We start from the raw sequence: 25,934 nt of genomic DNA, 5'->3' as shown, positions 1-25,934 counted from the left end.
GAGCAGTATAACCTGGTTGCCTGCAACCAGGTTTTCTATTTACTCTCTATTATTCAACGCCAAATGATTTGTTGGTTGGGCCCATGGCTGAACATTGAGTTCTGATGTGGCTTGATGCCCTTGTTCGACCATAGGCTAAACTTACGCTTATAAATATAATCCTTAATTTAATAGTAGACTTCGAGGGATATGTATAAGTACAGTGATTTGCAACCAGGCTACACCAGTCTAATAAACTTACGATATTCCTTGAAGACTTACAGCTGGCCTGTCATCCCCTTCTACAGATAAACTGCATTTCAGCTCACGCTGGGCAATGATTGGCATCGCTTTAATGGATTCTGCAGATTGTAGTTGTTGAGAATCATACAAGGCCTCAAAGCTATCTTTATCAACGGATACTTTTACTCTAAGCCAATGTTTTACCTTTGCTGCATTAGGTGTATTTATCCTTGCAGCATCCTCAGTCAGGTATAGTTTTCGTGCAGGATATACAGCACGTGGGAAAAGTTGTGGAATAGACCGTTCATAAAAAGGAGCATAAAGCACAAACTCCCTAACCGACTGTTTGGAAAATAGTAAATCTTTTATCTGAGTTACATTTGCTTCTTGAATACTTTTGTATAAAGATTGCGCATCAAGTTCTCGGTTTAACAGCTCTTCTTCAAGCATGGCAGCACGAAGTAGGGGATGGCATAGAGGTTCGGTAAAACACCGTTTAAGCCACTGCAATTGTTCGCTAGAAACTGTTTTAAAAAAATGAGAAAGATAACACACTGTTGATAATGATTTTACATCTAAGAACTGCAATATATGCCTAATCATTTCAACAGGTAAACCATCCATATCTTGTTCATATTTTTAATAAATGAATTACTTATTATACATTGAAAATTGCGTATCGTTCAATATTTTTGATTCTGGATTTAACAATTCAGAATTGTAACTTTGAACGTTTAATGCAGTAATTGATGGAGTCACTACCCCTTCATTGATATTTAATTCAATTTTACTTTTAACTCTCATTAAAGGAGGAACAGAATAATTGCCAGATTTATTTTTTATTGTTTCAGGGTTTTCTTCAATTACTAATTGGCCTTTACCATTATCCACCATTACATCACCATCTATATTAATCGAATAAATGACAGACTCATAGGAAAACACTACTTTACCCTTTTCAATAGTCCACCCCTGCTCCAGACTTTCTGTATTTACCAAGGAAGAAGGATTTGGAGTAAACTCACCACTCATTAATAATAAATCTAAAAAGCGATTCATATCCTGCCCACCATTAGATTGCAACCATCGCTTTATAGCTTTTTGCTCTTCTAATGAATATGAACTGCCCTTAACCAGATAATCTAATACGTCATCCACTTCTGTATCAGTTGCAGCAGTAATCCCACGAATACATATATCACGCTTAAAGTCTTTATAAGCTTTTGTAGGCTCAGCCTTCATTGGCGTGTGATGTGCCTGCCATTCTCCTATGCTTTGATTCATTACCTCACCTAACTCATCATCAAGTGGATAATTATAACTCCAGCTCAAAGAAGCCTTTTTAACTTTTTCGTGCTTCTCTTCATTTTTTAAAAACTGATAACGCGCAGAAACCAATTCAACCAAGGCATGATGTATCGCACCAAAATGTTTTTCAGCTTTAACGGGAACAGGACCGGCTGAAGAAATGACACTAATCGCTTTTTGTGCTCGCTCATGAACAGGAAGGATGTATTCTCCCTTTTGGACCATCTTATCAGCCATGGTCATAAGTTTTTCATTTTGCCTAGAAAAGAAAGAGGGTGGAGTTCGGATTTTCATGGTTTCAATGTAATGAATCGCTTCATAAAGCTTAGCAATATTAATTTCATCACGACCACTTCCCGCAAAGCTTTGTTTTAATAAAGATTTAATATAAATAGAATGTGTATTAACCGCATCATCTGGACTTGGCAAATTTCTTTCAATATACGCAATAATTCTATTTACTCGGTTATGAACACCATCACCCTTTTCTTGCATAATAATTACCACTTAGTAAACCTATATGCATTAGCTTAGATCACTAAATATTAACCAAATATTAAATAAAATGGGCACGCGCTCTAATTTACACTTTTTTTTCATTTTAAATTAAATTGACAAACATTGTAAAAAATAATTACTATTCACTATGCCTAAAAGGAGCAAAAAGAAAATAAAAAAAGCACTTCATAATATTTTCTTAAGCTCCGTTTGTTATTATTAATTATTATTGCCTTTAGAAAGTACAAAAATGACCGATAAAAAACTAGACATAGTAGCATCAACTATTGATCAGGACCAACAAACAGTCGCTAGTCAGTGGGCCAATACGTTTTTACACAATAAACCCACTGATGTAGGCACGCAAATCATGCAATTATTAAGTGCCTGTGTTGCTGCTGGTGATTTTAAAACTCGCTCGGCCTTTTCTTCATCTGATGAATTACAAGCACCAAATGATAAATTAACAATTGCTGATTATTTGTCGCATGCCAGCCGTATTATTCTAGATTATCAGGATCTTTCTGAAGCTAATAGAGCCGAATTATTAAGCTATTTTCCAGCTCCTGACTCATCAAATTCTGTATTTTCCCGCTCAGCAACTCATAATGTATATCGCAATTCTGAAGAGACTATTGTTGAAGGTAAAGGACTTATTATAGGCTTGCGCGGACAATTACCCTCTATGTTAAATACACCTCGCGATTTTGGGGTCAATATAGCAATGGGTGGTGAGGGCAAGAAGAATTTCTATGGCAAAACGATTTCTTCCAATGGATTTAGTGGCCATGTTTATTTTCACAAAAATGATTCCAATAATTTATTAATGGTTGGGTTGGAGCAAAGTGCACCTGCGGCATCTATTTTAGAATTATTCACCGGACATCCGACATACAGTGAAGAAGAACAACAGAATAATGACCAATTTGGGCAAGGACATTCGTTAACAGGAGCCTCTGACGTATATACTGCAGCTGCATCATTATATTTTAGCGACCCTGTATATCAAGCTAAACTCGTTTTAGAAAAAGGTTGCTTCCCACCTGAAAAATATGGTGCAATGCAAGTTACTTTAACTAATAAAAATTGGCCTGCGATTAAAAGCTTCTTAGATCAGCTCAAACAAGCAGCAGCGAAAAAATCAGAGGCAGAGCTATTACAACACCTTTTGAAAAAACCAACAACGGCCAGCTCCCAAGAACAAGAATGCAAAAGTTATGTTGCACTTGATTTTAAAGCTTATTTGCAGCGTGTTTATAGTACATTCATCAAAAACAGCGGTTTAAGCCAACCACAGCAACTAGAATTTCAAATATTACAAGATGGGTTATTAGAACTTATTAAAAAACTCCAGAAAGGTGATGTCGACTCTTATGAAGAGTTTAGAAATCTAATCGAACAAATTCAAGATAACGAGTCAATACCTACGCAATATAAAGAAGCGATTGCGCGTATTGAGAAACTATTTAAATTACAACTTAGTCTTGATAATGGGCTAAATGCGGCGCATCAAGAATTAATGTTAAAAGCACGCTTTGAAGAGTTGCAAGAAGAACGAAATGAGCTGGTGCAAAAAATAGTTGCAATCAAACAATACTTTGAATCAGATTATATTAATAAAGACTCAGGAATTTCCAAGTTTCTTTTGGATTTAGAAGAGCAACTCTCTTTATTACTCCAACCCCAGGATGACTCATTGTCAGTAACTGAAATTGATTTAGGGGTGAGCATAATCGTATCCAATCCTGTATCAGGGATTAGTGCAGAAAAGGTTAAAGAATTAGATCAACAGATTAAACAATGTCGTGTCATTTTAAGCCAAGCACCTAAATTGCATTCGCAAGCTGCAATGGATGAGCAACTAGGATTATTGGCACAAGAAAAAGAAAACAGAATTCAACTTGAACAAGAGTTTGCAAGCTATAAATTACAGCAACAACAGCTCACTAACGCACATTTAGAAACACAACAAAGACTTCAAGCTGAAATTGAAGAAGCAAGAAAACGATATGAACAACTACTGAAACAAGGACAAACGGCTCAAGCACGTATGGCGAGAATTGCTCCGATTCTGAGCGATATTGAGGACCTGGAAAAACTGAAGAAGGATTTAGCCAAAAAAGGGCCGAAGACTGCACAGGCAGAGGAGGAAGCTGGGCAATTAATTTCAGCTCTTAGGGGTATTATTAGCCAATATGGCAATAATCCAACTGAGAATGAGGAAGAAGCGCTTGCTGATTTTAAAAGTGAGTGTACCAGGGAGTTATTAAAGCCCAGAGCCGAATTAGACAAGCATGAAAGGTTTAGACATATTATTTCAAATATAATCCTGGCTCTTTCCTTATTACTTGTGGGTTACGTCGTAGCTGCTGGTGTGAACCGTGTAGCCACTGGTCGCTATACCTTTTTCAATGACTCAGCATCAACATTGAAAGAGAATGTTGCTGGTTTAACTATAAATGCTGCACCACAGGTTCAGGAGCAAAAACCCGATGAAGATCAAGGATCAGTGATTGATTCTACGATACAACCTCAAAGATAGTAATATAGTTGCTAATAATACTCACGAATTACCGCGGCTCAACCGCGGTATCCATAAGTTCAGAGTGAGAAACAAGGTAGAGTTGGAAACCGTGGTCAAGCCACGGTAATTCGATTTTCCATATACGTCATGTAACAAGCTACATTCACTACAGAATTTCACCGGTCTTTTTAAATACCGTATCAATAGCCATTAACGATTCTAATAATGGCTTCATCTTCTCTAAAGGCCAACTATTAGGACCATCACTTAAAGCCTGATCTGGATTAGGGTGGGTTTCCATAAAAATACCCGAAATACCTGCCGCTACTGCAGCACGAGCAAGAACAGGCACAAACTCTCGTTGCCCCCCTGAAACTCCATTATTTCCACCAGGAAGCTGGACTGAGTGGGTCGCGTCATAAACTACTGGACAGCCCGTCTCACGCATAATAGCTAAAGAACGCATATCAGACACTAAATTGTTGTAACCGAAACTCACGCCTCGCTCACACGCCATAATTTGCTCATTGCCCCCGGCCTTAGCTTTCGCAATAACATGTTGCATTTCCCAAGGTGCTAAAAACTGGCCTTTTTTGATGTTTACAGGCTTATTCATTGCCGCTACTTTTTGAATAAAATTCGTTTGGCGGCATAAAAATGCGGGGGTCTGTAGGACATCAACAACACTAGATACCTCCACTAAAGGAGTATCTTCATGAACATCGGTTAATACAGGCACACCAATTTGAGCCTTAACCTTTTCCAAAATCGCCAAGCCCTTTTCAAAACCAGGGCCGCGATAGCTGGACAAAGACGAACGATTTGCTTTATCAAAAGATGATTTATAAATAAAAGGAATATTAAGCTCGCTACATAACTCTTTTAAATAGCCTGCCGTTTCCAATGCTAAACCTTCACTTTCAATAACACAGGGGCCTGCGATTAAAAATAAAGGTTTATTCAAGCCTACTTCAAATCCACATAATTTCATGCGTTATCCTTGTTTTGATGTTTAGTCCGCGCAGCAAGTACAAATTGTTTAAACAATGGATGACTGCCTCGTGGAGTTGACGTAAATTCTGGATGAAATTGGCATGCTAAAAACCAAGGATGATCCGCTAGCTCAACCATTTCCACTAAGGTATTATCTGCTGACCGGCCTGAAATAATCATGCCATGTTCAACTAAGCTTTCCACAAATTTATTATTCACCTCATATCGGTGGCGATGACGCTCGATGATTTGTGGCTTTTCATAAACTTGGCGCGCTAAGGTACCCTCTTCCAATTGGCATAACTGAGCTCCTAAACGCATAGTACCACCTAAATCGGTATGTTCATCACGTAATTGTTTGGAACCATCAGCATCCATCCACTCATTAATTAACCCAAGCACAGGATATGGGGTATTTTTATCGAATTCAGTAGAATTTGCCCCAGTTAAACCAACAACATGTCGCGCAAACTCAATTACCGCTGTTTGCATTCCTAAACAAATTCCTAAGAATGGTACTTTATGCTCACGAGCATATTGGATGGCTTTAATTTTGCCCTCAACCCCACGCTCACCAAAGCCACCAGGAACCAGAACCGCATCTACAGTGTCCAGTAACTCGGTACCATGCTTTTCAATGAGCTCTGCATCAACATAAACAATTTCTACTTTGGTTTGTGTATGAATTCCGGCATGCAATAAAGCTTCATTAATAGATTTGTAGGCATCATTTAGTTCAATATACTTACCCACCATGGCTACTTTTACCGTCATGGTTCGAGTCTTTTGCATATCAACAACACGCTGCCATTCACTTAGATCTGCTGGTTTCGCATTCAGAGCCAATTTTTTAACAACAATCTCATCCAAGCCTTGCTCATGTAAAATCATTGGAATTTGATAAATACTCGGCGCATCTTCTAAAGGAATCACACCTTCTTTTTCCACGTTCGTAAACAACGCGATTTTAGCGCGATCCGCCATTGATAAGGCTTTTTCGGAACGACAAATTAAAATATCTGGTTGAATACCAATAGAACGTAACTCTTTTACAGAATGCTGAGTAGGTTTGGTTTTGGTTTCACCTGAAGTAGCAATATAAGGAACTAAAGTTAAATGAATGAAAATCGCTCTTTGTGCTCCCAATTCGATACGTAATTGACGAATGGCCTCTAAGAAAGGTAAGGACTCAATATCTCCAACTGTTCCGCCAATTTCAACCATAGCCACATCAAAACCATCAGCACCTAATTTAATGCATCGTTTGATTTCATTAGTGATGTGAGGAATAACCTGAACCGTTCCCCCTAAATAATCTCCACGTCGCTCTTTTTTAATTACGTTTTCGTAAATTTTTCCCGAAGTAAAGTTATTCCGTTTTGTCATGATTGTATTTACAAAACGCTCATAATGTCCTAAGTCCAAATCAGTTTCAGCACCATCATTAGTTACAAAAACCTCTCCATGTTGAAAAGGACTCATTGTGCCTGGATCGACATTAATGTATGGGTCAAGTTTGATTAATGTAACACTAAGACCGCGTGCCTCAAGGATGGCAGCTAAAGATGCAGCAGCGATACCCTTCCCTAAAGAAGAAACCACACCGCCAGTAATAAAAATAAAGTTTGTCATATTGACCCCGTTCAAAATGCTTAATTCACCAGGGCCTGTGCCCCTACAATACATGAAAATAACATTCGCATGTAAACGGGATTTAATTCTATCAAAATGCAGATAAAAATGACACCACTTTCTTCTCCTATAATTATATTAATTGGTTTTGAGCGAGAATATCCATGCTAAAAAATATTATTTAAAGACAATTTAAAGCAATCGGGAACTAAAATTGTACTCCCAGGAGAAAATCATTTTAAGATTTCAGGTGATAAAGAAAAAGCATACAACGAGTTTCAATTCCACACCTAACAAGACATCGAGCCACATCATACTTAATGTTGAGCCATAGGCTCAACACGAGTCTTTTTTAACGTTCCGCAGCTCAAGCCGCGTATTAATTAATTCCTAAAAAATGCCCCATCTTTTCCTTTTTAGTTTTTAAATACCCCTGACTCTCTGTCGTCGGATCAACCTCTAAAGGAATACGCTGTGTCACTGTAACACCAAAATTCTCAATGGCCGCAATTTTCAGTGGATTATTGGTTAATAACCTTATGTTATCAATTCCAAAATACTTTAATATTTGATAGGCAATAGTGTAATCACGATTATCTACCGGGAGGCCTAACTTACAATTCGCATCCACCGTATCCAAGCCTTGATCCTGCAACGCATAAGCTTTTAACTTATTAGCTAAACCAATGCCTCTCCCTTCCTGGCGCAAATATATTAATACGCCCCCTTCCTCAGCAATCTGTGCTAATGATTGGTCAAGTTGCTTGCCGCAATCACATTTACACGAACCGAAAATATCGCCTGTAATGCATTCAGAATGAATACGAACCAGAGGCACACGGTTTGCGTATTGAGATGGCTTCACCAAAGCAAAATGCTCTTTTGAATCCAATTCATTAGTAAATACAGTCATATTAAAATCCCCCATATCCTGTAAGGGGATACGCGCAGACGCTGCCTCGCTAACTAAAACTTCATGACGTACTCTGTAATCGATTAAGTCTTTAATCGTAACTAAAGGAATATCGTGTTCTTGTGAAAAACGAACTAAATCATCAAAACGGCTCATGGTGCCATCTTCATTAATAATTTCACAAATCACTGCAGCAGGAGTTAAACCCGCAAGCTTCGCTAAATCAACACTGCCTTCAGTTTGGCCTTGTCGTTCTAACACACCTTTTTTGCGTGCGCGTAAAGGAAAAACATGTCCAGGAGAAATAATATCTGCGGCCGTGCTTGCAGAATTAATAGCAACCTGAATTGTATGAGCTCTATCTTTGGCTGAAATCCCAGTCGAAACACCTTCAGATGCTTCAATGGAGACAGTAAAGGCCGTGCCATAAGGTGATTTATTCTTTTGAGCCATCATAGGTAATTGTAATTTGTCAACGAGCTCCTCAGCCATCGACAAACAAATTAAGCCACAACCATAACGCGACATGAAGTTGATTGCTTCAGGAGTAGCATGCTCAGCGGCGATGATTAAATCTCCTTCATTTTCCCTATCTTCATCATCAATTAGGATGATCATCTTACCGGCCTTTAGTGTTTCCACTGCCTGTTCTATTGTTGCGAGTAAATGCTTCATAAACGCGACCTCATTTAATGCAGATTAGATTGGTCTTCTTGCCAATCGATACATGCGATCATATTATCCCCCATAGCCTTCCATGAGACAGTATGTGGACGGTTAAATATCTCTTCTTGCTGGTATGCAGAAATTGCATTGGGCTCCAAACTGGTTGGAACGAGATACAAATAAGTTCGATGAACTAATCCTTCACGATGTAAGGCGCTAAAAATAGCACCACCGGCTTCGACCCAAACATCATGATAACCCAATTCACCTAAGTGCTGAATTACCGTAGCTAAATCCATCCCCCCATCCACCAGAGGCATTAAATGCATGCTACTGTTTGGATAAGTAGTGTGTCGCTCATCACAATGATAAATGTGGCAATGAGAGGCTGTTGAAAAAATGGTTGCTTCTTTATTCAGTGTTAATTGCCTATCAACAATAGCAATCGGCTTAGCCTTTTCTTCATTCCCTAAACGTACATTCAACTTAGGATTATCGAGATGAATTGTGCGTGCACTGGTCAGAATGACATCTGCTGCTGCTCGTTTTTGATGGGTAAACTCTCCACAGAGTGAGTTCGATAGTATGACTCGCTCACCAATTGCTCGGCCAATTTTACCATTTAGAGTATGGGCCATTTTCACCGTCACTCGTGGTCTACGAGTTACAACCCAATGGGTGTAACTTTTATAAAACTCAGTTATCTCTTCTACTGGATAATGAGTTACCTTAATTCCTTGTGCCCGTAACTTTTCAGACGAATTATTTTGAGCCACAATCGGATTGGGATCAGAATAAGCAAAAATCACATGTTCAACTCCGCCATGTTTGATAATTGCATCAACACAAGGAGGTGTTCGTCCCCAATGATTACAAGGCTCAAGAGAAATATAAAGACTAATTCCTGGCGTTTTAGGTGGGATCTGTGCTAACAATAATGGTTCAGCATGTGGAGTTCCTGCCCCACGATGACTTGCCTGTGCTATAATATTTCCATTTTGCACAGCTACAGCTCCAACACAGGGATTGGGAGCGCAAAAACCTAGCCCCAGTCGGGCTTGTTCGAGTGCTGCGAGCAAAAATTTTTTATGCATTGATGTACGGTACCTTTAAACGCTGTACGAATGATAACAAATTATTCAATTTTTGAGTAGCCTAATGATTAGATTGAAAATTAAAAACTATGTTTTTGGAATGCTTCTGGTAAGCACTTTAATTCAACCTGTCGCGGCCCAAGGGTTGTCCCCCTATTCCACAAATGAGCTGGAACAATTAGAAAAAGAATTTGTTCAGCAGATTAATCAATCAGATAGCGTGGAGCGTAATCCTTTAGCCACTCAATACGTAAATCATGTAGGAAAAAACCTGGCAACTCACGGACGTATCAAAACGCCTGATTTTTTTATTGTAAAATCTCACGAAATTAATGCCTTTGCCGGCCCTGGAGGGCATATAGGGATTAACTCGCAACTTATTTTAATCACCAATAATGAAAGCGAGTTAGCCGGAGTAATGGCTCACGAGATTGCACACGTACGTTTACATCATCTGTATAGTGCCATCGAGCATCAAAAACAAATGCGTATCCCTATGCTTGCCTCCTTGCTTGCTTCTGTGGCTTTAGGTGTAATTAATCCTACCGTGGGCATGGGCGCAATGATGGGATCTTTATCAGGCTTTAATCAGGACAATATTAATTTTACGCGCTCAAAAGAAAAAGAAGCAGACCGAATTGGTATCGATATGCTGATTAAAGCAGGTTATAACCCACACAGCATGGCTGCTTTTTTTAAAAAAATGCAGGAAAACTCACGTTATTATTATACCGCCAATGTACCCGCGATTCTGCGTACCCACCCATTAGATTCAGACCGTATTGCAGAAGCGGAGAGTCGCACTACTCAATTTGCCAAGAAAAGCTATCCGAGTTCTACCGATTATGCCTTTGTTAAAGAAATAATTCGCAATGCGGTAGCATCAGATCCAAATACATTATTTGAATACTATACACACCACTGCCCGAAAGTAAGCCCAATAGATGCTTGCCAATACGGGAAAGTGTTGGCGCTATTAAATACTAATAAATTTTCACAAGCACAAACGTTACTGACCCCATTAGTAGCACAAAAGAATAATATCTACTTCCAAATTGCGATGAGTCAGGCGGAAAGTGGATTATCTCAGCATCAAGCAGCCGTAACCCGTATGGTGGAAATGCAAAATAATTATCCTAACAGTTATGCAGTGCTCATGGCCCATGCTCAAGCCTTATTGGCAGCGGACCAAAATGCCAAAGCAACCAGCATCTTACTTAAAGGAAGTCGCCAGTATAAACAAGACCTCCCACTTTGCCGAGAGTTAGCTCGAGCCCAAGCCAAGTCAAACCAAAAAGGTTATGCGTATTTTACGCAAGCACAATGTTTATTACTTGAGGGACAAAAAAGAGCAGCAGTAGCACAATTGAAAGTTGCTCGCGGTCTTGCGAAGAATGATGAATATTTGCAGGCAAGGATTACAGCGAAAATTGATGAGATTGTTAATTAACCCGAAGGGCTTAGCTCTGGCCCAACAACCTTGAGTTCTGATGTGGCTTGATACATTTTGTTGGCCCATGGGTGGAATGTACAGGGACGTAGTTTACACATGGGCCCAACCTACAAAAAGGGCTCTAACTTAATCTCTAAAATTCTCATACTGCATAGGTAACTTAATCTCAGACTTCTTTAGCATAGCGATTGCTTCTTGAAGATCATCACGTTTCTTACCCGAAACACGTACCTTATCCCCTTGAATAGAACTTTGTACTTTTAACTTAGCGTCTTTCAAATACTTCACAATTTCTTTTGCCGTAGGTTGATCAATCCCCTGCTTAAAGGTCATATTCAAAGAATAGAATTTACCACTATGAACTGGTTTATCTTCCATATCTACACCTGATGCATCCAGGTTACGCTTGCTGCAATGATTGCGAAACAAGTCTTCCAGTTGATGTACCTGGAACTCCGATTCAGCGCGTAAAGTGACAGTAAGCTCTTTCAGCTCAATACTTGATTCCACCCCACGAAAATCAAAACGGGTTCCCATTTCACGCACTGCGTTATCTACGGCATTGCGTAGTTCTACCTCATTCGTTTCTGAAACGATATCAAAAGATGGCATAAGATTCTCATTCGAATTAAAAAAGGTAATTTAACAAAAAAAGCGTTATGGCACCATATTAAATCCCTTTAAGATGGTGATTAAGACGAGTATAACTATTTAAAGTAAGCCATAAATAATAAGAACAAACCAATAATTAATACGATTATTCCTGATATAGTGAACACACCAGGTTTAGCCACCATTTTGCTCCACATTTTATGAACTAATTCAGGACAAAATAACCTGATAAGACCTGAGATATAAATAGTCCAGGCTAGTATGGTAATTACTACTGGCCAGTGCATGACCCAAATATTATGACTAATCACCATAAGTAATCCTAAAATTATGGTTATGAAGGCAATAATTAATAATTGTCCAGGCTGTTCCATAAGATTACTTGTAGCAGCAATTACAACATCACGCCGTAAGAGCAGGAGCAACCCTGTAATCACCAAATACCAACCAAGCGCAAAAGCCAAAAAATAGGTAATCGTCATGACGACTCTCCAGAAAAACTCCTTACTTAAATTATAGAGCAATAGCATGTTATTTATTGTTCAAATTATTGACAACTTGACATAAATGAATCTAAACTTAGAATAGAGAGTAGCCTTCCCAAAAGGTCCCAAAATGAATGAGCAATACACCGCATCTATATACTGTGGCGAAGAACAGATTGCTAACCAGGCTGGGAATGACATTGATGTGCTCTATACCTGGATGCTAACCCAAGCAAGTACACATATAGGAAACATTCATGGACAAATAATTGATAATCAGACAAAAAAAGTCCTGCGCACCTTTCGTAAATCAGCTATAGAATAAAGTCTATTGACTAAAAAACATAAGCACTTAAAATGCCCACTATACTAACTGTGGTTTATCCAACCCCATAAAAATAAAAGTGTCTTATGTCGAATCAGTCTATCTCCTCATTTAAACTCATTTGGTTATTAAGCTACATATCTATTGCCTCTGTATCAGCAACGATTATTACTCCTGCCCTCCCCCTAATCCAGCGATACTATGCATTGAATCCCGGAGCAGTAGAATGGTTAGTTTCAGCATTTTTAATTGGGTATACAATTGGGCAACTGCTTTATGCCCCACTTGCTAATCGTTATGGTAGTTTAAAAGCGTTACGTTTCGGACTAATAATCAATTTATTCGGGACACTTGTTTGCCTCGTTGCTCTTTCAATCAATAATTATTGGTTGTTAGTCATTGGACGTCTAATTACCGCTTTAGGTGCTGCCAGTGGATTAGCCTGCACATTCATGCTGATCAATGCATGGTTACCTGAGCAGCAACGCAAAACAGCCATGGCATACTCTGTTCTTTCCTTTGCCCTAGGTCTGGGAATTGCCGTAGTCTTAGGTGGGATGATTACTGACTTTTGGCAATGGCAAGGGTGTTTTTGGTTTTTATTAATTCATGCGATCGCAGTATTGTGTGGAACTTATGTATTCAAAGAAGCCCCCTTTGTCTCTAAGCCAATTCACGTTCTAACGATTATTAAAGATTATACAGCCGCACTATCTTCTCCTAAACTCGTTGTTTTTTCTCTGGTGGTAGGTAGTTCTACGGCAATATCTTATTGTTTTTCTGCAGCCGGCCCACAGATAGCGAAAGATTTACTAGCATTATCTCCTGCAGAGTATGGATACTGGAATGGAATAAATATCATTGGCATGCTGGCCGGTGGCCTCATTGTGAAACAGCTTTTAGCACGCTTCTCCGCAATTCAAGTTATTGCGGTTGGTTTTCTTGGCATTGCCCTAGGCATTATGAATTTATTTTTTATGTGGACAATGAACAGTCACTCAGCCTTATGGTTTTTCCTAATCGCTGCCAGCTTTTATTTATTTAATGGTCTATTATTTTCCAGTGGTTCGTTTATTGCCTCAAATGCCCTGACCGACAAAGCAAGTGCAGCAGGAATGATGAGCTTCATTAATATGAGTTTTGCAACACTCTGGGTAATTGTGATGGGCTATTTAGGGGTTAATCCTTTACTCAGTTTTGCAGAAACCTTAAGCTTAGTATGGATACTAGTTATTGTCTTAGTCCTAATCGAAAAACAAAGTGCAAAAATGGAAAGTTACATCAGTGAAGGATCCTAAATCGTGGCTATTTTTATAACTCAGCAGTCCATCGTTTTTTTTACCTTAATTACAGTTTTTCATATTGGCTATGCGAATAACTGGGATTCATTAGCTGAGGAGACAAAAACTCTTTGCTTATCGGCTCAAAGTATTTCTGCCCCCACTCAAGATCAACCCGATGATGCGCAGAAAAAATTATTAACTCAATGTGATGCAAACACCTTTTATTATGGCTTTGAGAATGTGCCTGATTATGTTCAGGCAAGAAGATGTGCGTTCATTCAAAATGATTATGGTGTACTGACCATGATTTATGCCAATGGAAAAGGCGTAAAACCTGATCTTACTCTAGCCATTCATTATGCCTGTCTGATGGAAGCAGCCCCGGCAGAAACCGAAGGTCGAGTGAGCCATTTAGCACAGATAAAAGCTGGGAATGACACCTCTACTTTTGATATCTGTGATGATATTACCAGCGGCTACATGATGGGTATATGCGCAAGCATTGATGAATCGCAAGCAAAACCTCAGCAACAAAAATACTTAGCTGAAGTAAAACAAAAGCTAAATCCAACTGAGCAAGTAACTTTTCAAAAACTTCTGAATACAAGCGTGATTTATTTTAAAGCACGTGTTGATAATGAACTGGATGATCGCGGAACCGGAGCGGCTGCTTTTGCCATTTCAGAGCGCATGACATTGAACCGAACCATGCTCCAAATGATTAAAAATACCTTAGCATGCAAACTACCTACTTTTAGCGAGAAGCAATATCAAGTCGCGGATGCTCAACTTAATCGCGCTTATAAAAAGACTCAAGACACCTCCTTTCCAACAGATGTATCTATTACTAGTGCGGGAATACAAAAGACAGAACGTGCCTGGATCAATTACAGAGATGCCTGGGTCGCTTTCGCGCAACTTAAATGTCCTAATGCCAACACCACGAACTGGAAGACTTTCCTCACTAATGAGCGAGCAAAACAATTGGCAGATCTTGCTAATTTTATGTAGGTAGAGCAGTAACTTAAAACATCGAAGCACAGCACCCTGGATTGCCTCACTTCATTCGCACTTGCGAGAAACGGAGTGACGAAGCAACCCAGGAGTACAGGGCACTGAGCCATGAATTGCCTCTCTGTTCCCTCAATAACAATGAAATTCAAAAGGAAATCCTGGTTGCAAGCAACCAGGAGTCCATTATTTAGGTTTCAGCCTTATGGAATGGTTCGAATGGCTGTTTTGCTTTCATCTGTCTCCGAGGTATCGCTCCTTAGATCACTCATCTGCCCTTTGAATTTACCCGTTACACAACTTTGTCTTTCAACTGGATTATATGCTTGCTCTTGAGCGGCCTCAGAAATCACTTCTTCTTCACTACTATGCTCATCAAAAAGCCCAGCAACATCCTCCAAATCATATTGCTCTTCTTCCTCACTATCCAGATCATCAAAGTTAAAATCGTCTAAAGTGAAACAAGGAATGTTAGGTACTTTTAACTTATCGAGTATGCCTTGCAGCTTATTACCAATTCGTGCAACACTGGAAAAATTCTGCTCACCATCAAGTTTTTTCTTTTCAGCCTCAATTACTCTGGCATAGGCATCATATTGGGCTTTATCTGTCTCTTTCAAGTCAGCTAATTCTTTCTCTAATTCTTTAATTGTCTCCCTACATTCATCTTTTTTCATCGCCAACAACTGCTTATCATCGTATTTTAATTGCTTTTTGCCAAAGAAATTTTGGATGTGGTTAATGAGCAGATTTATTGTAGTAGTGAATGAGCGATACTGATCTTTCTCTTTACTTTGAATAATTTCTTCCGCTTGAGCAGAAAAAGGCATTCCATGGTGCTGCAATAATCTCAATACATCTAAGTCCGTTCGTTGCACAGACAAAGGAGACATAGACACCAGTTTTAATACACTTTTAGACATTTCAGGATGTGCATCAATTAATTTCTCTAATGCATAAGGTTGATTATGCTCTATTGCTTTCAAAAAATAATCAAGGAGCTGTTTTTCATCAAGCGGCTGCTTATAATTATTTAATTGATTTAACAATACTTTAATACATTCGGTATTACCTTTCTCTATGGCAGGCCCCAGTGATGCCTGGATTCCCTCTACCATTTTTTTGGTCATAAAAATTTGTAAATAAATCTCTTTTGCTTGCTCCCGCTCCATTCCTTCCGTAGTTAATACTCCATTGTCCATATTTTCAGTCACAAGTTCATCAATATATGCCTCCTGAACAGGTTGCATCGTAACTAAAAATCGCTCTAATACTTTCGGATTTCCACCCTTTGCCGCGAGAATCAAAAGATAACTGACATTCTCTTTGGCATAGCACTCAGAGAAATATTTTTCTACTTGATCATAAGCCTCTAAGCGGCCAGATCCAATTGCAATTTCAATTAATGATTTTAATTTTTCAGTTGATTCTGATTCCGCATTAATGCTATCCAATAAGGGGCCTAGAGCAGCGACATTATTATGGGAAACCGCTTGCTTTGCAGCGGTAAAAATCGTCTCCGAATCAGCATTAGTCTCAATAATTAAGTGCTTTATAACTTGTGGATCGGTAACAACAGCAGCGCCAACAGCCAACGTATCAAATGTTTTAGAACCCAACTTCGCAGTTGTATTTTTAGGTGGTAGTGGTAAATGCTGCTTATAAAGCTCTTGAATATCAGGAAAAGGAACTTGTCTAGAAGCTGCTTCTGGATTGCGAACCACATGCACCTCCATACCCAAATTTCCCTTACCATAGCCAAAAACCTTTTTATGTAACTCCCTGACTAAAGCCTCTTCTGATGCAAATTCTTTAAATCCTGTAGCGTAATTAGGGTCATAAACACGATATTTATCGTCGACCTTACGTACTGAAATAGCATGGTTAATGCTTTGTACTATCATTACCTCATCATTTTGGAGTCCTATTTTAGCAATAACGCTGCCCCATTCCTTATCCGAAGCTGCCAAAGCAAAATCAAATGAGGATACCAGAGGCTTCCCATCAATGTTTAACATTTGCATGCCTGTGGATTGAGTTTGGCTTAGGTTGTACTGGCCAGGTTGATAGGCTAGTAATACTTGGCTTGCAAACAATAAAATAGAGCCCGGTTGCAATCCATACTTTTCTTCTTCATTCAGTTCTCCATCAGCAATTATTTGAAGTACCTTAAAAAATTCGGCTTCTTTTTCAGGTCCTTGCAAAACATATTGAGCATACACCATAGCTAAACCGTTACACACACCTCCCTCATTAAAATGAAATTGAGCAGGAAAGCGTAATTTCTTAAATTCTCGATTTAAATTTTCTATTAATAAATCTTGGCCTAAATAACTCATGATGCAACCTCTCAAAGACCTGAGACACAAAACAAATCAATCTGTACAATAATTATAAGATAAATGTTTAATAAATAACATGCCTCAAATCGGCTCAAGAGAAAAAAAGATTCCCGTTAGTAGTGGTTACTGCAACTTCAATTGGCACTGATGTAAAAAATAATGTGCAGAAGAATCATTGGAATTTCTTGCGAGTATCTGCTCGAAAAAATTTGCTGCATTTTGATACTGCTTTTCCTCATAGTATTTTAAAGCACTAGCAAAAATAGAAGCACCATCCTCTTTCAGCTTTATTTCTGCAGGGCTATTGTTATTAAATACTTCATAAATAGCTATGGGTAAGCTCTTACCTTTAACTGAAGTTAATCCTAATGAACGTAAATGGTAATTCTGGCGAAACTTAAGTTGTTGGTAGGTTTGTCCACTAATTAATAGTTCAATATTAAAATCTCGAGTTAAAGACTCAACGCGTGAAGCAATATTGACTGCATCGCTAATCACACTGCAATCCATCCGTGCTTCAAAACCAACGGTTCCTACGATTAATGGACCCGTATTCAGCCCTATTCCCACATTAACAGGAGGCAAGTTATTCCTGCTCCGCTGAATATTAAAGGTATTTAATGCATTCAACATATCCAATGCAGCATGTAAGGCATCATCCGCGTCATCAAATAAAGCCATAATGGCATCGCCAATGTATTTATCAATGAAACCTGAATGCTTAACAATAACGGGATCCATGTAACTCATTAACGTATTGACCAGATTAAAAATTTCAACTGCGGTTAACTGTTCAGAGAGGGTCGTAAACGATTTAATATCCATAAATAAAACAGTCATAACCTTTTCTACACAATCACCTACTCTTATGTCTGCTATATTTTTTCGATTGAGCATTTTCAAGAAATTCTGGGGAACAAAACGAGCCACAGCAGTTGCATTTTGTTGAATTTCCATGAGCTTACTGATGAGTTCATCATTAAGAGCATGCACTTTTTTCTCAGCAATCTGCAGTTCCTGAAAATACAAACTGGTACGGACCATATAACGTACACGATAACCAATTAAGTTTGCATTCAACGGTTTCGTAGTGAAATCTGTTGCACCCGCCTCAAATGCTTTATTAATGGATTCATAATCCTCCAATCCTGTGACCATCATAATTGGTGTGTACTGATGATCTTCTAGCTTGCGTATTTGCGCACATACTTCAAAACCATTTAGGCCCGGCATTTCCACATCTAATAAAATCGCATCCGGTTTTGTTGTATTTAGGATGGACAAGGCTTGCTCACCATTTTCCGCCTGCACAACAGTAAACCCTGTTTTAGTTAATGCATTACTAGTAAGCAAACGCATCGTAGCGCTATCGTCTACAATTAAAACCAACACATTTTCTTTGTCCATAACGTCACACAGCCTTAGATACAAATCGTAGTTAAATAACTTGCAATGCTGTCTAATTCAATGACCTGATCCACAGCATCTATTGACTGAGCAACAGCACCCATTCCAAAAACTACAGCACTTCCTGAATCCTGAATTAAAGTATGGCCATGAGCTTGTTTTAATGCCAATAAGCCTTCAGCCCCATCATCACTCATGCCAGTTAAAAGTATTCCAATCGCTTTTTTACCTGAAACTTTGGCCACCGATTGCAATAAAGCAGTAATTGAGGGACAAAAAGCATCACTAGAATCACCATCAACAAGCTTACTGGTCAATCGGTCATACTCTCGTTCGATTTGTAAATTTTTTTTATCTGGTGCAATGTAAACAGTTCCTCTCTCTAATAATTCGCCGTTTGTTGGAACCTTCACTTTAATACTTACATTTTGTTCTAGCCATTGGACAAAGCCGCGGATAAATCCATTACTCATATGTTGAACAACAACAATGGGTAAAGGAAAATCAGGAGTGAGATGAGATAAAATATTCTTTAATGCCATAGGGCCACCCACCGAAGCACCAATAGCGATTATTTCATACTGTCCGGTTTTAGCTTTATGCTCGTGCGCGGTTATTTTTCTTTTTTCATCAGTTAACGATGCTTTCAATGGTTTTTTAGTAACGCGTATTTCTGAAAGGCTACGTAATGTATCAATAATATAAACACTACGTTCTTTAAACGAAGGAGAAAATATATTCACTGGCTTTGCTAACGCAGTTAATGCCCCAGCTTCAAGGATATGAAAGGTAGCATTAATCGACTCATCGCTTACTGTTGAGCTAATCACAACAATAGGAGTTGGATGATGTGCCATAATGATACGCGTAGCCTCAAGCCCATCGATAACCGGCATTTGAATGTCCATGGTAATCAGATCTGGCTTTAATTTGGCAGTTAATTCTATTGCCTCTTTGCCATTCTTGGCAACGCCAACCACAACCATATCGTGTGTAGACTCAATAATATGCTGGATTAAGGCAACTTCCGTCGGTGAGTCATCGACAATTAAAACTCTTATCATAGGCAATAGTTCACTAGTAAAATTAAAACAGTGCTTTTTTAATGAGTTCCGCTGAGTTTAAGACAAAATTAATTTGGTTGCTTCCGGATAAAGTAGCGCCAGTCACACAAGGTATATTGGTTAAAGGTTCTTGAAGTGGCTTCAAGACAATTTCTCGTTCCCCAATAATTTCATCAACAAGTAAAGCAATGCGTTCCTGCTCCTTATGGATCACAACCACAGACAAATGTTCTTTTTCTTGTATTTTTTCATTAAGATGCAATACCTTAGATAATGAGCATAGCAAAATCGGTTGCTGATTGACAAGCACCGTTGGGCTCCCTTCCACCTCAATAATATCTTGTCGTTTTAACAAAAATACGCTGTCCACCGCACGAGTGATAAGAACAAATAATTGATCACTACAGGAAATAATCAATCCACGCTCAGTGGCCAAAGTAATTGGTACTTGTAGAATAAAATGAGTTCCTTTGCCAAATTGGCTTACCACACTGACTTGTCCTTTTAATTGCACTAAATTAGAACGAACTACATCTAAGCCCACCCCACGCCCTGAAATATCGGTAGCAACATCTCGTGTAGAGAAGCCAGGTCGAAAGATTAAATCAAGAACATCCTCTTGGCTCATCCCCTCAAGCTCAGCCGCAGTAATAATATTTTTTTTCAATGCAGATTGAATGAGCACTTCCGGATTAATCCCAGCACCATCATCTGAGATTTCAAAAATAATTTGGTGATCTTCCTGTCGCACCTCAATGAGAATGTTTCCCTGCACTGATTTGCCTGCGGCTTGGCGCACCTCAGAGCGTTCAATCCCGTGATCAATGGCATTACGCAACAAATGCACTATAGGATCTTTTAAACCATCAAGAATCATTTTATCAATTTTGACATCATTGTTGATAATGTCAAAATTAACTTGTTTTTTTAATCCATGAGCTAAATCACGCACCACTCGCGGCAAGTAACGTAATTGTGCGTCCACCGGAATCAAACGAATTCGACGCACCTCATCCTGTAGAGAACTAAGTAAGGTGGATAACTCATTCATCGGCATGCGTAATGCTCGTTGCATCATATGCATGGAATTATTGATTTCAGTTAATTCCGCGACTGGTGTAGAAAATAAAGCATTAAAACGCTCGTCTTCCTTATTAAATAGCGTTTTTAAATTCACTAAATTCTTTTTCCACGCGTGTACAAAATAATCTATTTTATAATTTATTTTGATTAAATCAGAATAATACTCTTCAATAATAATCTTAATTGCCTGAAGCTCCTCCATGTCGGCAGAAATACGATCCAGATTTTGTAACGAAACCCGAATGGATTCAAACTCACCAGTTCTAGGGCGTGCCTCTAACGCCTGTGTATTCGCTGCCAGCATTTCTTGGTTTTTTTCAATATCTGGATGTTGCAATTCCGATTGAGGATGTTCTGTATAGTATTTAAGTTGATTCAAATGAGCTTGCAAGTCGAAAGTTGAAGGTATTTCTTCACTGTAACAACGCATTGCTTCATTCATGAAATCAATAGACTGTAGGCAGAGATTAATAATTTCATGGGAAATTTCAATATGTTGCTGCTGGATTCCTGCAAATAAGGTTTCTATCTGATGAGCAATTTCCCCCACATCAATTGCGCCAATACTGCGTGCTGAGCCCTTAATGTTATGTGCTGCTCGAAAGATCACCGTGAATAAATGCTGAAGAGCGTCCCCACCGTGATCTCTTTTTTCAAGTTGTAATAAGCCCTCAGTAATCGTCATTAAATTTTCTTGAAGTTCACTTTTAAAGGTTTCAACGATTTTCTTGAGAAACTCGCGTTCTGAGGCGCTTTCAGGCGTGATGGTTTTAGACACAATAGGTTCAATTGATGCTGCATTTTCCTCAGCTTCCCCTTCCTCTCCATCGGAAATACGTGCTTCTTGTCGAAGTTGATGTACTAACTCACGCAGCTTAATCGAGGGTTGTCTTTTTGCAATAAAATCTCGCAAGGACTCACGCATCCCCTCCACGGCATTGTATGTCAAGCTCACCCGTTCAAGAGAAATATATTCTGTAGGCAAAAAAAGCTTTTCAATGCATTCAGCAATGCCCCCTAAGTCATTAATACCTATGGAAAGCGCTGAGGCTTTAATATTACGCCCTGAACGTGAAATTTCTGCTTCGATTTGGTTTAACTCTGCCTCTGAGGTATCTTTTTGAATTTTTTGCAAATTATCAATAATTACTGAAATCAATGACTCAAGTTCTGCACTAAAGGTTTCTATAAGTTGTTTTAGTAATGAATCGTCTGGAGTCATAATAGTTCCTAAACTTTATAGATATTTACATCATCTTTAAGATGTTTGGCAATTTCATTTAACTTGTGAATGAAATCCATCATTTCCGTTAGCCCTCCAGAAAAAGTCGAGGTCGTTCGATTGATTTCATTCATACTTTCAACAATTTGCTCAATCCCAACCGCTTCCTGACGTATGGCCACTTCAATATGTTGGCTTGAAATAGATGCATCATTAATCATCTTACTTAAAGTTTGAATAACGTCCCCTGCTTTTTCAATTAACTGCATTCCAGATCCTAAAGATTTAGCCCCTTCCTCAGTTACCTCAACTGCTTTTTCAGTGGTCCGACGTATATCCTCAAGAATTTTTTGCACCTGTACGGTTGATTGCTCAGACTGCTCAGCCAGATTTCTTACCTCTGTTGCTACAGCAGCAAACCCCTTTCCAGCCTCTCCTGCCTTTGATGCTTCAATTGCCGCATTTAAAGCCAACATTTTAGATTGCTGAGCCAGTGTATTGACGACCGCAGTAATCTCACCAATTTGTTGGGTGTGCATGCTTAAATCAAGTATCGTCTGAGCAATTAATTGCATTTTCTCTTCAGAAACTTTAATTCCCTCAATACTTTGAGCAACTGAATCACTACCCCACTTTCCTTGCTCATATGTATTTTTTGCCACTTCACGTAAAGCCTGGGCTTTATTCATGGTTTGTTTAGAGCTTTTATCGATTTCCTCTAAAGAGGCACTGATTTCATTAATTGCAGATGCTTGCGAATTAATACTTTCAGTTTGCTCATTTGCAGAGGTAAGTACCTTATCCGCCATAGCAACAATATCACTACTGACCTGGGTAATTTTTTTAGTAATTGATGCCAAACCATCCGTCATTAAATCTAAATCGTTGCCTAATTCATATAAAATATCGTTCTTATCTACATTTAGTCGCTCTCTAAGATCACCCGCGGCTACCTTGCTACTGTACTCACTAAATTTTTTCGATGTATTGACTAATTGCTCAAACAATTGCCGCGACTCTTCCTCCTGCTCACGGAGCTTATCTTCATTTTCCTTAATTGCCTGTTGCATAGTTTTAATAGAAAGTAACATACGACCTAATCTATCCAAGGCAGGAATCTCAATTTCTATATCACGTTCACCGGCAGCAATCCTTTGGGCAATTTCAATCACCCGATCAATTGGACTTGCCAAATAACCTAGCGTGCCAAGCGGAACAATAATGGTTAAAACAATTCCTAAAATTAATAAACCATAGGCAGAGCGAGTCAAGGAATGTAAATTACGATTAATATGCGAAGTATTTTTATTAATTTGAGTCACTAGGCTGTCGGTTAAGCCACCAACACGCGTACCTGATTCCTCAGAGAAAACCCCATCAATTATATCAATCATTTGATTTTCAAGAGGTCGAGTTAGCTCCATGTTCTTTTTTAAAGTTCCAACAATATCTAAATCTCTAGGCGCGTTAATTACTGACGACTGAGCTTGATATAAGGGTTCATATAAGTCTCTGAGTTTCCGCCATTCGTCTAGTATTTTCTCATTCCCCAAACGAGAAAGCCCCTCGTCCCAACGTTGTTTTATTTCATTTATTTCAGTCCAAACGTGCTCAAACTGAAATCTATATTTCGGATCTCCAGTTATAATCCAATCAATAACTAAATTTTGTGATTGAAAAATCCCAGTATCCAAAACTTGAGATAAATTCTCTTCATAAATTTCTTTGCTGTAAAACACTACCGCATTCACTTTGGGTAGTAACAGCATGATTAATAGCAGCAACGGTAAACTCAGCGTTAAAAACCCGATAATTAAACGGGCACGTAGTGAAATAAAAAAAACCGGCTTATTTGCTTCCATGAACATCTCCTATCCTATATACACTCTCTTTAATTGCCTGGTATAGACCAGGTATCAACCCATCGATATTAAGAATTGCCGTCACTGATTGATGCAGGCCTAAGATGTATTCAGGATTTGCGACTTTTGTAGAAGACAATGGTGTATTTAACTGGCTGGGTTGATACATTAAACTCCCCTCAATAGAATAAGCAAGTATCCCTAGCGTCATGTCATTAATGCTCACAATAATAATAAATTCCCCTGCGGCTCCAGAATATTCTGGATGAAAAAATTTCATCAAATCAACAACCGTAATTAATGAACCGCGCCAGTTAATTACCCCTACAACAAAAGTCGGAATACACGGAGGTTTTGAAACGGTCACATGGTGGAGGATTTCACAAACATGCTGGTAGGAAATTCCATAATGTTCATTGGGACTTAGCTGAAACCGTACGTAGTCAATACCGCGTACATCTATTGCGCTGACTTCTGGCTTGGCAAGCAATTCGGCACGCGCAATCAAAATACGCAAAGCCTCAGCACTTTGAGGCATAAGTTCAGAAGCATGTTTTTGTAATTTAGTCACCACTGCCCAAATCCTTTTTTATTTATTATCGCTATTTAAAGTAAAATAAATTGCGCCATCATGGTGAAACACTAGATTGGTGTCGGCTATGATAATTGGATCTGAGGCCCCCAATAAAAGATAAGCGCTTTCAGCCAGACACTGACTTAATTTTTTCATGATTTTAACAACCAAATCATTCTCAAAATAAATTAGCACATTCCGACATAATATTAAATCAACCTGATAAGTGCCATTAATAATAGAAGGATAACTATTATCACTTAAATTCAGGTACTTAAGACGTACCATATCGCGAACCTTAGGAGAAAGAACGTAAGTACGCTTTTCTTTGGTAAAATAGTTTTGTAAATATACGTCAGGAATAGAGCGCATTGACCATTGCCCATAAATACCGGCCATTGCTTTTTCGAGTGCTGCCAAATTAATATCAGTGCCTAATAATTGCAAATCCCAACGCTCAATATCAGGGATTAACTTCAAAAGAAGCATAGCAATCGTATATATTTCCTCACCTGATGAGCATCCTGCACTCCAAATTTTTAAGGCGCGAGTCTCTTTTTTTTGTTGAATAAGACGAGGTAAAAGCTCTTTTTCTAATAACTGCATTTGCGTTTTATCACGGAAAAAATAACTTTCCCCAACGGTAATTGCTGCAACTAAATCCGCTAATAATGCGGAACTACTTGAGCAATGTTTTAACTTATCCAGATATTCATTGGGCTGAAAATTAAACTTAGTACATGTCTCAGCAATAATATTCGTTAATTCTCTTGCTTGATTAATATGAGTCACTAAACCAAATCGTTCATGAATTAGCTTGATAAAGGCAGGCTCTAGAATCTTTATACTATCTAGCAAGTTAGTCATGATCTGCAGAAACCTGCCCCATTTCTTCCGTTAATTTCAATGCAAAGAGCGATGCAACATCCATCAGCAATGAAACACCATTATTAATCGTTACCGCGCCGTAAAATGGTGAATGACTACGAGTAAATTCTTCATGTATCTCAATTTTGTTTTTATCAATCTCACCAAGCCCAATCATTCTATCAACAATCAGACCAAGACGATGTGTTCCATCAGAACACAGAAGAATAGGTATACTCAACGGGTAAGTCTCATCGCGAGTCAATCCAGCACAAATCCGCAAATCAACAACGGGAATACACTTTCCATGTAAGTTCATTAATCCTGCAACATAAATCGGGCTTCCAGGAATGGCTTCCAATAGAGGCAAAGGAAATATTTTTTCCACATACTGCAAATCCAAGCAGCATCGAATGTCTTGTAATAAAAAATGCAGAACCTTAATGCTGCTCACGTCCTTACCAACCATTTTGCACCACATAAAATAGGTTTCT

General features: G+C 38.7%; 21 protein-coding genes. 5 read left to right on the top strand and 16 right to left on the bottom strand.

Going from position 1 to position 25,934, the window contains the following annotated elements:
- Positions 1-237 precede the first annotated feature (237 nt).
- Both J2N86_RS06545 and J2N86_RS06540 read right to left on the bottom strand, forming a co-directional pair.
- Positions 238-846, bottom strand: coding sequence for an F-box protein (locus J2N86_RS06545; RefSeq protein WP_252582011.1), 609 nt, complete (start codon positions 844-846; stop codon positions 238-240).
- A 27-nt stretch (positions 847-873) separates the two neighbouring features.
- Positions 874-2,025 (bottom strand): hypothetical protein, encoded by a 1,152-nt coding sequence (locus tag J2N86_RS06540; protein WP_252582006.1) that lies wholly within the window; start codon positions 2,023-2,025, stop codon positions 874-876.
- Between the two features lie 253 nt (positions 2,026-2,278).
- On the opposite strand from J2N86_RS06540, the gene J2N86_RS06535 reads away from it, so the two are divergent.
- Positions 2,279-4,570, top strand: a complete 2,292-nt coding sequence (locus J2N86_RS06535; protein WP_252582003.1) for a hypothetical protein — start codon at positions 2,279-2,281, stop codon at positions 4,568-4,570.
- A 148-nt stretch (positions 4,571-4,718) separates the two neighbouring features.
- Here the strand turns inward: J2N86_RS06535 and kdsA are convergent, their stop codons facing one another.
- From kdsA to ribD, 4 genes are all read right to left on the bottom strand, one after another.
- Entirely contained in the window at positions 4,719-5,543 is an 825-nt protein-coding gene (gene kdsA, locus J2N86_RS06530) for a 3-deoxy-8-phosphooctulonate synthase (protein ID WP_252582000.1), read from the bottom strand.
- Positions 5,540-7,177 (bottom strand): CTP synthase, encoded by a 1,638-nt coding sequence (locus J2N86_RS06525; RefSeq protein WP_252581998.1) that lies wholly within the window; start codon positions 7,175-7,177, stop codon positions 5,540-5,542. The genes kdsA and J2N86_RS06525 overlap by 4 nt, the downstream gene beginning before the upstream one ends.
- A gap of 379 nt (positions 7,178-7,556) precedes the next feature.
- Positions 7,557-8,765, bottom strand: a complete 1,209-nt coding sequence (gene ribB, locus J2N86_RS06520; protein WP_252581995.1) for a 3,4-dihydroxy-2-butanone-4-phosphate synthase — start codon at positions 8,763-8,765, stop codon at positions 7,557-7,559.
- A 14-nt stretch (positions 8,766-8,779) separates the two neighbouring features.
- Complete coding sequence (gene ribD, locus J2N86_RS06515; RefSeq protein ID WP_252581992.1) at positions 8,780-9,850, bottom strand: bifunctional diaminohydroxyphosphoribosylaminopyrimidine deaminase/5-amino-6-(5-phosphoribosylamino)uracil reductase RibD; 1,071 nt, start codon at positions 9,848-9,850, stop codon at positions 8,780-8,782.
- A 100-nt stretch (positions 9,851-9,950) separates the two neighbouring features.
- On the opposite strand from ribD, the gene J2N86_RS06510 reads away from it, so the two are divergent.
- Positions 9,951-11,300, top strand: coding sequence for a M48 family metalloprotease (locus J2N86_RS06510; protein ID WP_252582389.1), 1,350 nt, complete (start codon positions 9,951-9,953; stop codon positions 11,298-11,300).
- 129 nt (positions 11,301-11,429) lie between these two features.
- On the opposite strand, the gene J2N86_RS06505 is transcribed toward J2N86_RS06510, so the two are convergent.
- Both J2N86_RS06505 and J2N86_RS06500 read right to left on the bottom strand, forming a co-directional pair.
- Positions 11,430-11,915, bottom strand: a complete 486-nt coding sequence (locus J2N86_RS06505) for a YajQ family cyclic di-GMP-binding protein (protein WP_252581989.1) — start codon at positions 11,913-11,915, stop codon at positions 11,430-11,432.
- Positions 11,916-12,010: 95 nt separating this feature from the next.
- On the bottom strand, positions 12,011-12,397 hold the full coding sequence (locus tag J2N86_RS06500; protein ID WP_252581986.1) for a hypothetical protein: 387 nt from the start codon (positions 12,395-12,397) through the stop codon (positions 12,011-12,013).
- 133 nt (positions 12,398-12,530) lie between these two features.
- On the opposite strand from J2N86_RS06500, the gene J2N86_RS06495 reads away from it, so the two are divergent.
- The 3 genes from J2N86_RS06495 to J2N86_RS06485 all read left to right on the top strand — a co-directional run bounded on the left by J2N86_RS06495 (position 12,531) and on the right by J2N86_RS06485 (position 15,019).
- Positions 12,531-12,725, top strand: a complete 195-nt coding sequence (locus tag J2N86_RS06495; protein ID WP_252581984.1) for a hypothetical protein — start codon at positions 12,531-12,533, stop codon at positions 12,723-12,725.
- Between the two features lie 86 nt (positions 12,726-12,811).
- Positions 12,812-14,023: an MFS transporter gene (locus J2N86_RS06490; protein WP_252581982.1), complete on the top strand. Its 1,212-nt coding sequence runs from the start codon at positions 12,812-12,814 to the stop codon at positions 14,021-14,023.
- Positions 14,024-14,026: 3 nt separating this feature from the next.
- The gene (locus J2N86_RS06485; RefSeq protein ID WP_252581980.1) at positions 14,027-15,019 is read left to right on the top strand and encodes a lysozyme inhibitor LprI family protein; all 993 of its coding nucleotides are present in this window, start codon (positions 14,027-14,029) and stop codon (positions 15,017-15,019) included.
- A 203-nt stretch (positions 15,020-15,222) separates the two neighbouring features.
- Here J2N86_RS06485 and J2N86_RS06480 read toward each other — a convergent pair whose 3' ends face one another.
- The 8 genes from J2N86_RS06480 to J2N86_RS06445 all read right to left on the bottom strand — a co-directional run bounded on the left by J2N86_RS06480 (position 15,223) and on the right by J2N86_RS06445 (position 25,921).
- Positions 15,223-17,358 carry a hypothetical protein gene (locus tag J2N86_RS06480; protein WP_252581978.1) on the bottom strand — a complete coding sequence of 712 codons (2,136 nt, stop codon included), beginning with the start codon at positions 17,356-17,358 and terminating at the stop codon, positions 15,223-15,225.
- Between the two features lie 126 nt (positions 17,359-17,484).
- Positions 17,485-18,768, bottom strand: coding sequence for a response regulator (locus J2N86_RS06475; RefSeq protein WP_252581976.1), 1,284 nt, complete (start codon positions 18,766-18,768; stop codon positions 17,485-17,487).
- A 14-nt stretch (positions 18,769-18,782) separates the two neighbouring features.
- The gene (gene cheB / locus J2N86_RS06470; protein ID WP_252581974.1) at positions 18,783-19,832 is read right to left on the bottom strand and encodes a chemotaxis-specific protein-glutamate methyltransferase CheB; all 1,050 of its coding nucleotides are present in this window, start codon (positions 19,830-19,832) and stop codon (positions 18,783-18,785) included.
- A gap of 22 nt (positions 19,833-19,854) precedes the next feature.
- Positions 19,855-22,137: a chemotaxis protein CheA gene (locus tag J2N86_RS06465; RefSeq protein WP_252581972.1), complete on the bottom strand. Its 2,283-nt coding sequence runs from the start codon at positions 22,135-22,137 to the stop codon at positions 19,855-19,857.
- Between the two features lie 8 nt (positions 22,138-22,145).
- Complete coding sequence (locus J2N86_RS06460; RefSeq protein ID WP_407658975.1) at positions 22,146-24,005, bottom strand: methyl-accepting chemotaxis protein; 1,860 nt, start codon at positions 24,003-24,005, stop codon at positions 22,146-22,148.
- A complete protein-coding gene (locus J2N86_RS06455; RefSeq protein WP_252581966.1) occupies positions 23,986-24,570 on the bottom strand; it encodes a chemotaxis protein CheW in 585 nt (194 codons plus the stop codon). Before J2N86_RS06455 ends, J2N86_RS06460 begins: the two co-directional genes overlap by 20 nt.
- A gap of 18 nt (positions 24,571-24,588) precedes the next feature.
- Positions 24,589-25,440: a CheR family methyltransferase gene (locus J2N86_RS06450; protein ID WP_252581964.1), complete on the bottom strand. Its 852-nt coding sequence runs from the start codon at positions 25,438-25,440 to the stop codon at positions 24,589-24,591.
- Complete coding sequence (locus J2N86_RS06445; protein ID WP_252581962.1) at positions 25,433-25,921, bottom strand: chemotaxis protein CheW; 489 nt, start codon at positions 25,919-25,921, stop codon at positions 25,433-25,435. The genes J2N86_RS06450 and J2N86_RS06445 overlap by 8 nt, the downstream gene beginning before the upstream one ends.
- Positions 25,922-25,934: the final 13 nt, after the last annotated feature.

The sequence above is a fragment of the Legionella lytica genome, from assembly GCF_023921225.1.
GTDB lineage: Bacteria > Pseudomonadota > Gammaproteobacteria > Legionellales > Legionellaceae > Legionella > Legionella lytica.
The sequence above is the reverse complement of the archived record's forward strand: the minus strand, read 5'-3'. Positions and strand labels throughout refer to the sequence as shown.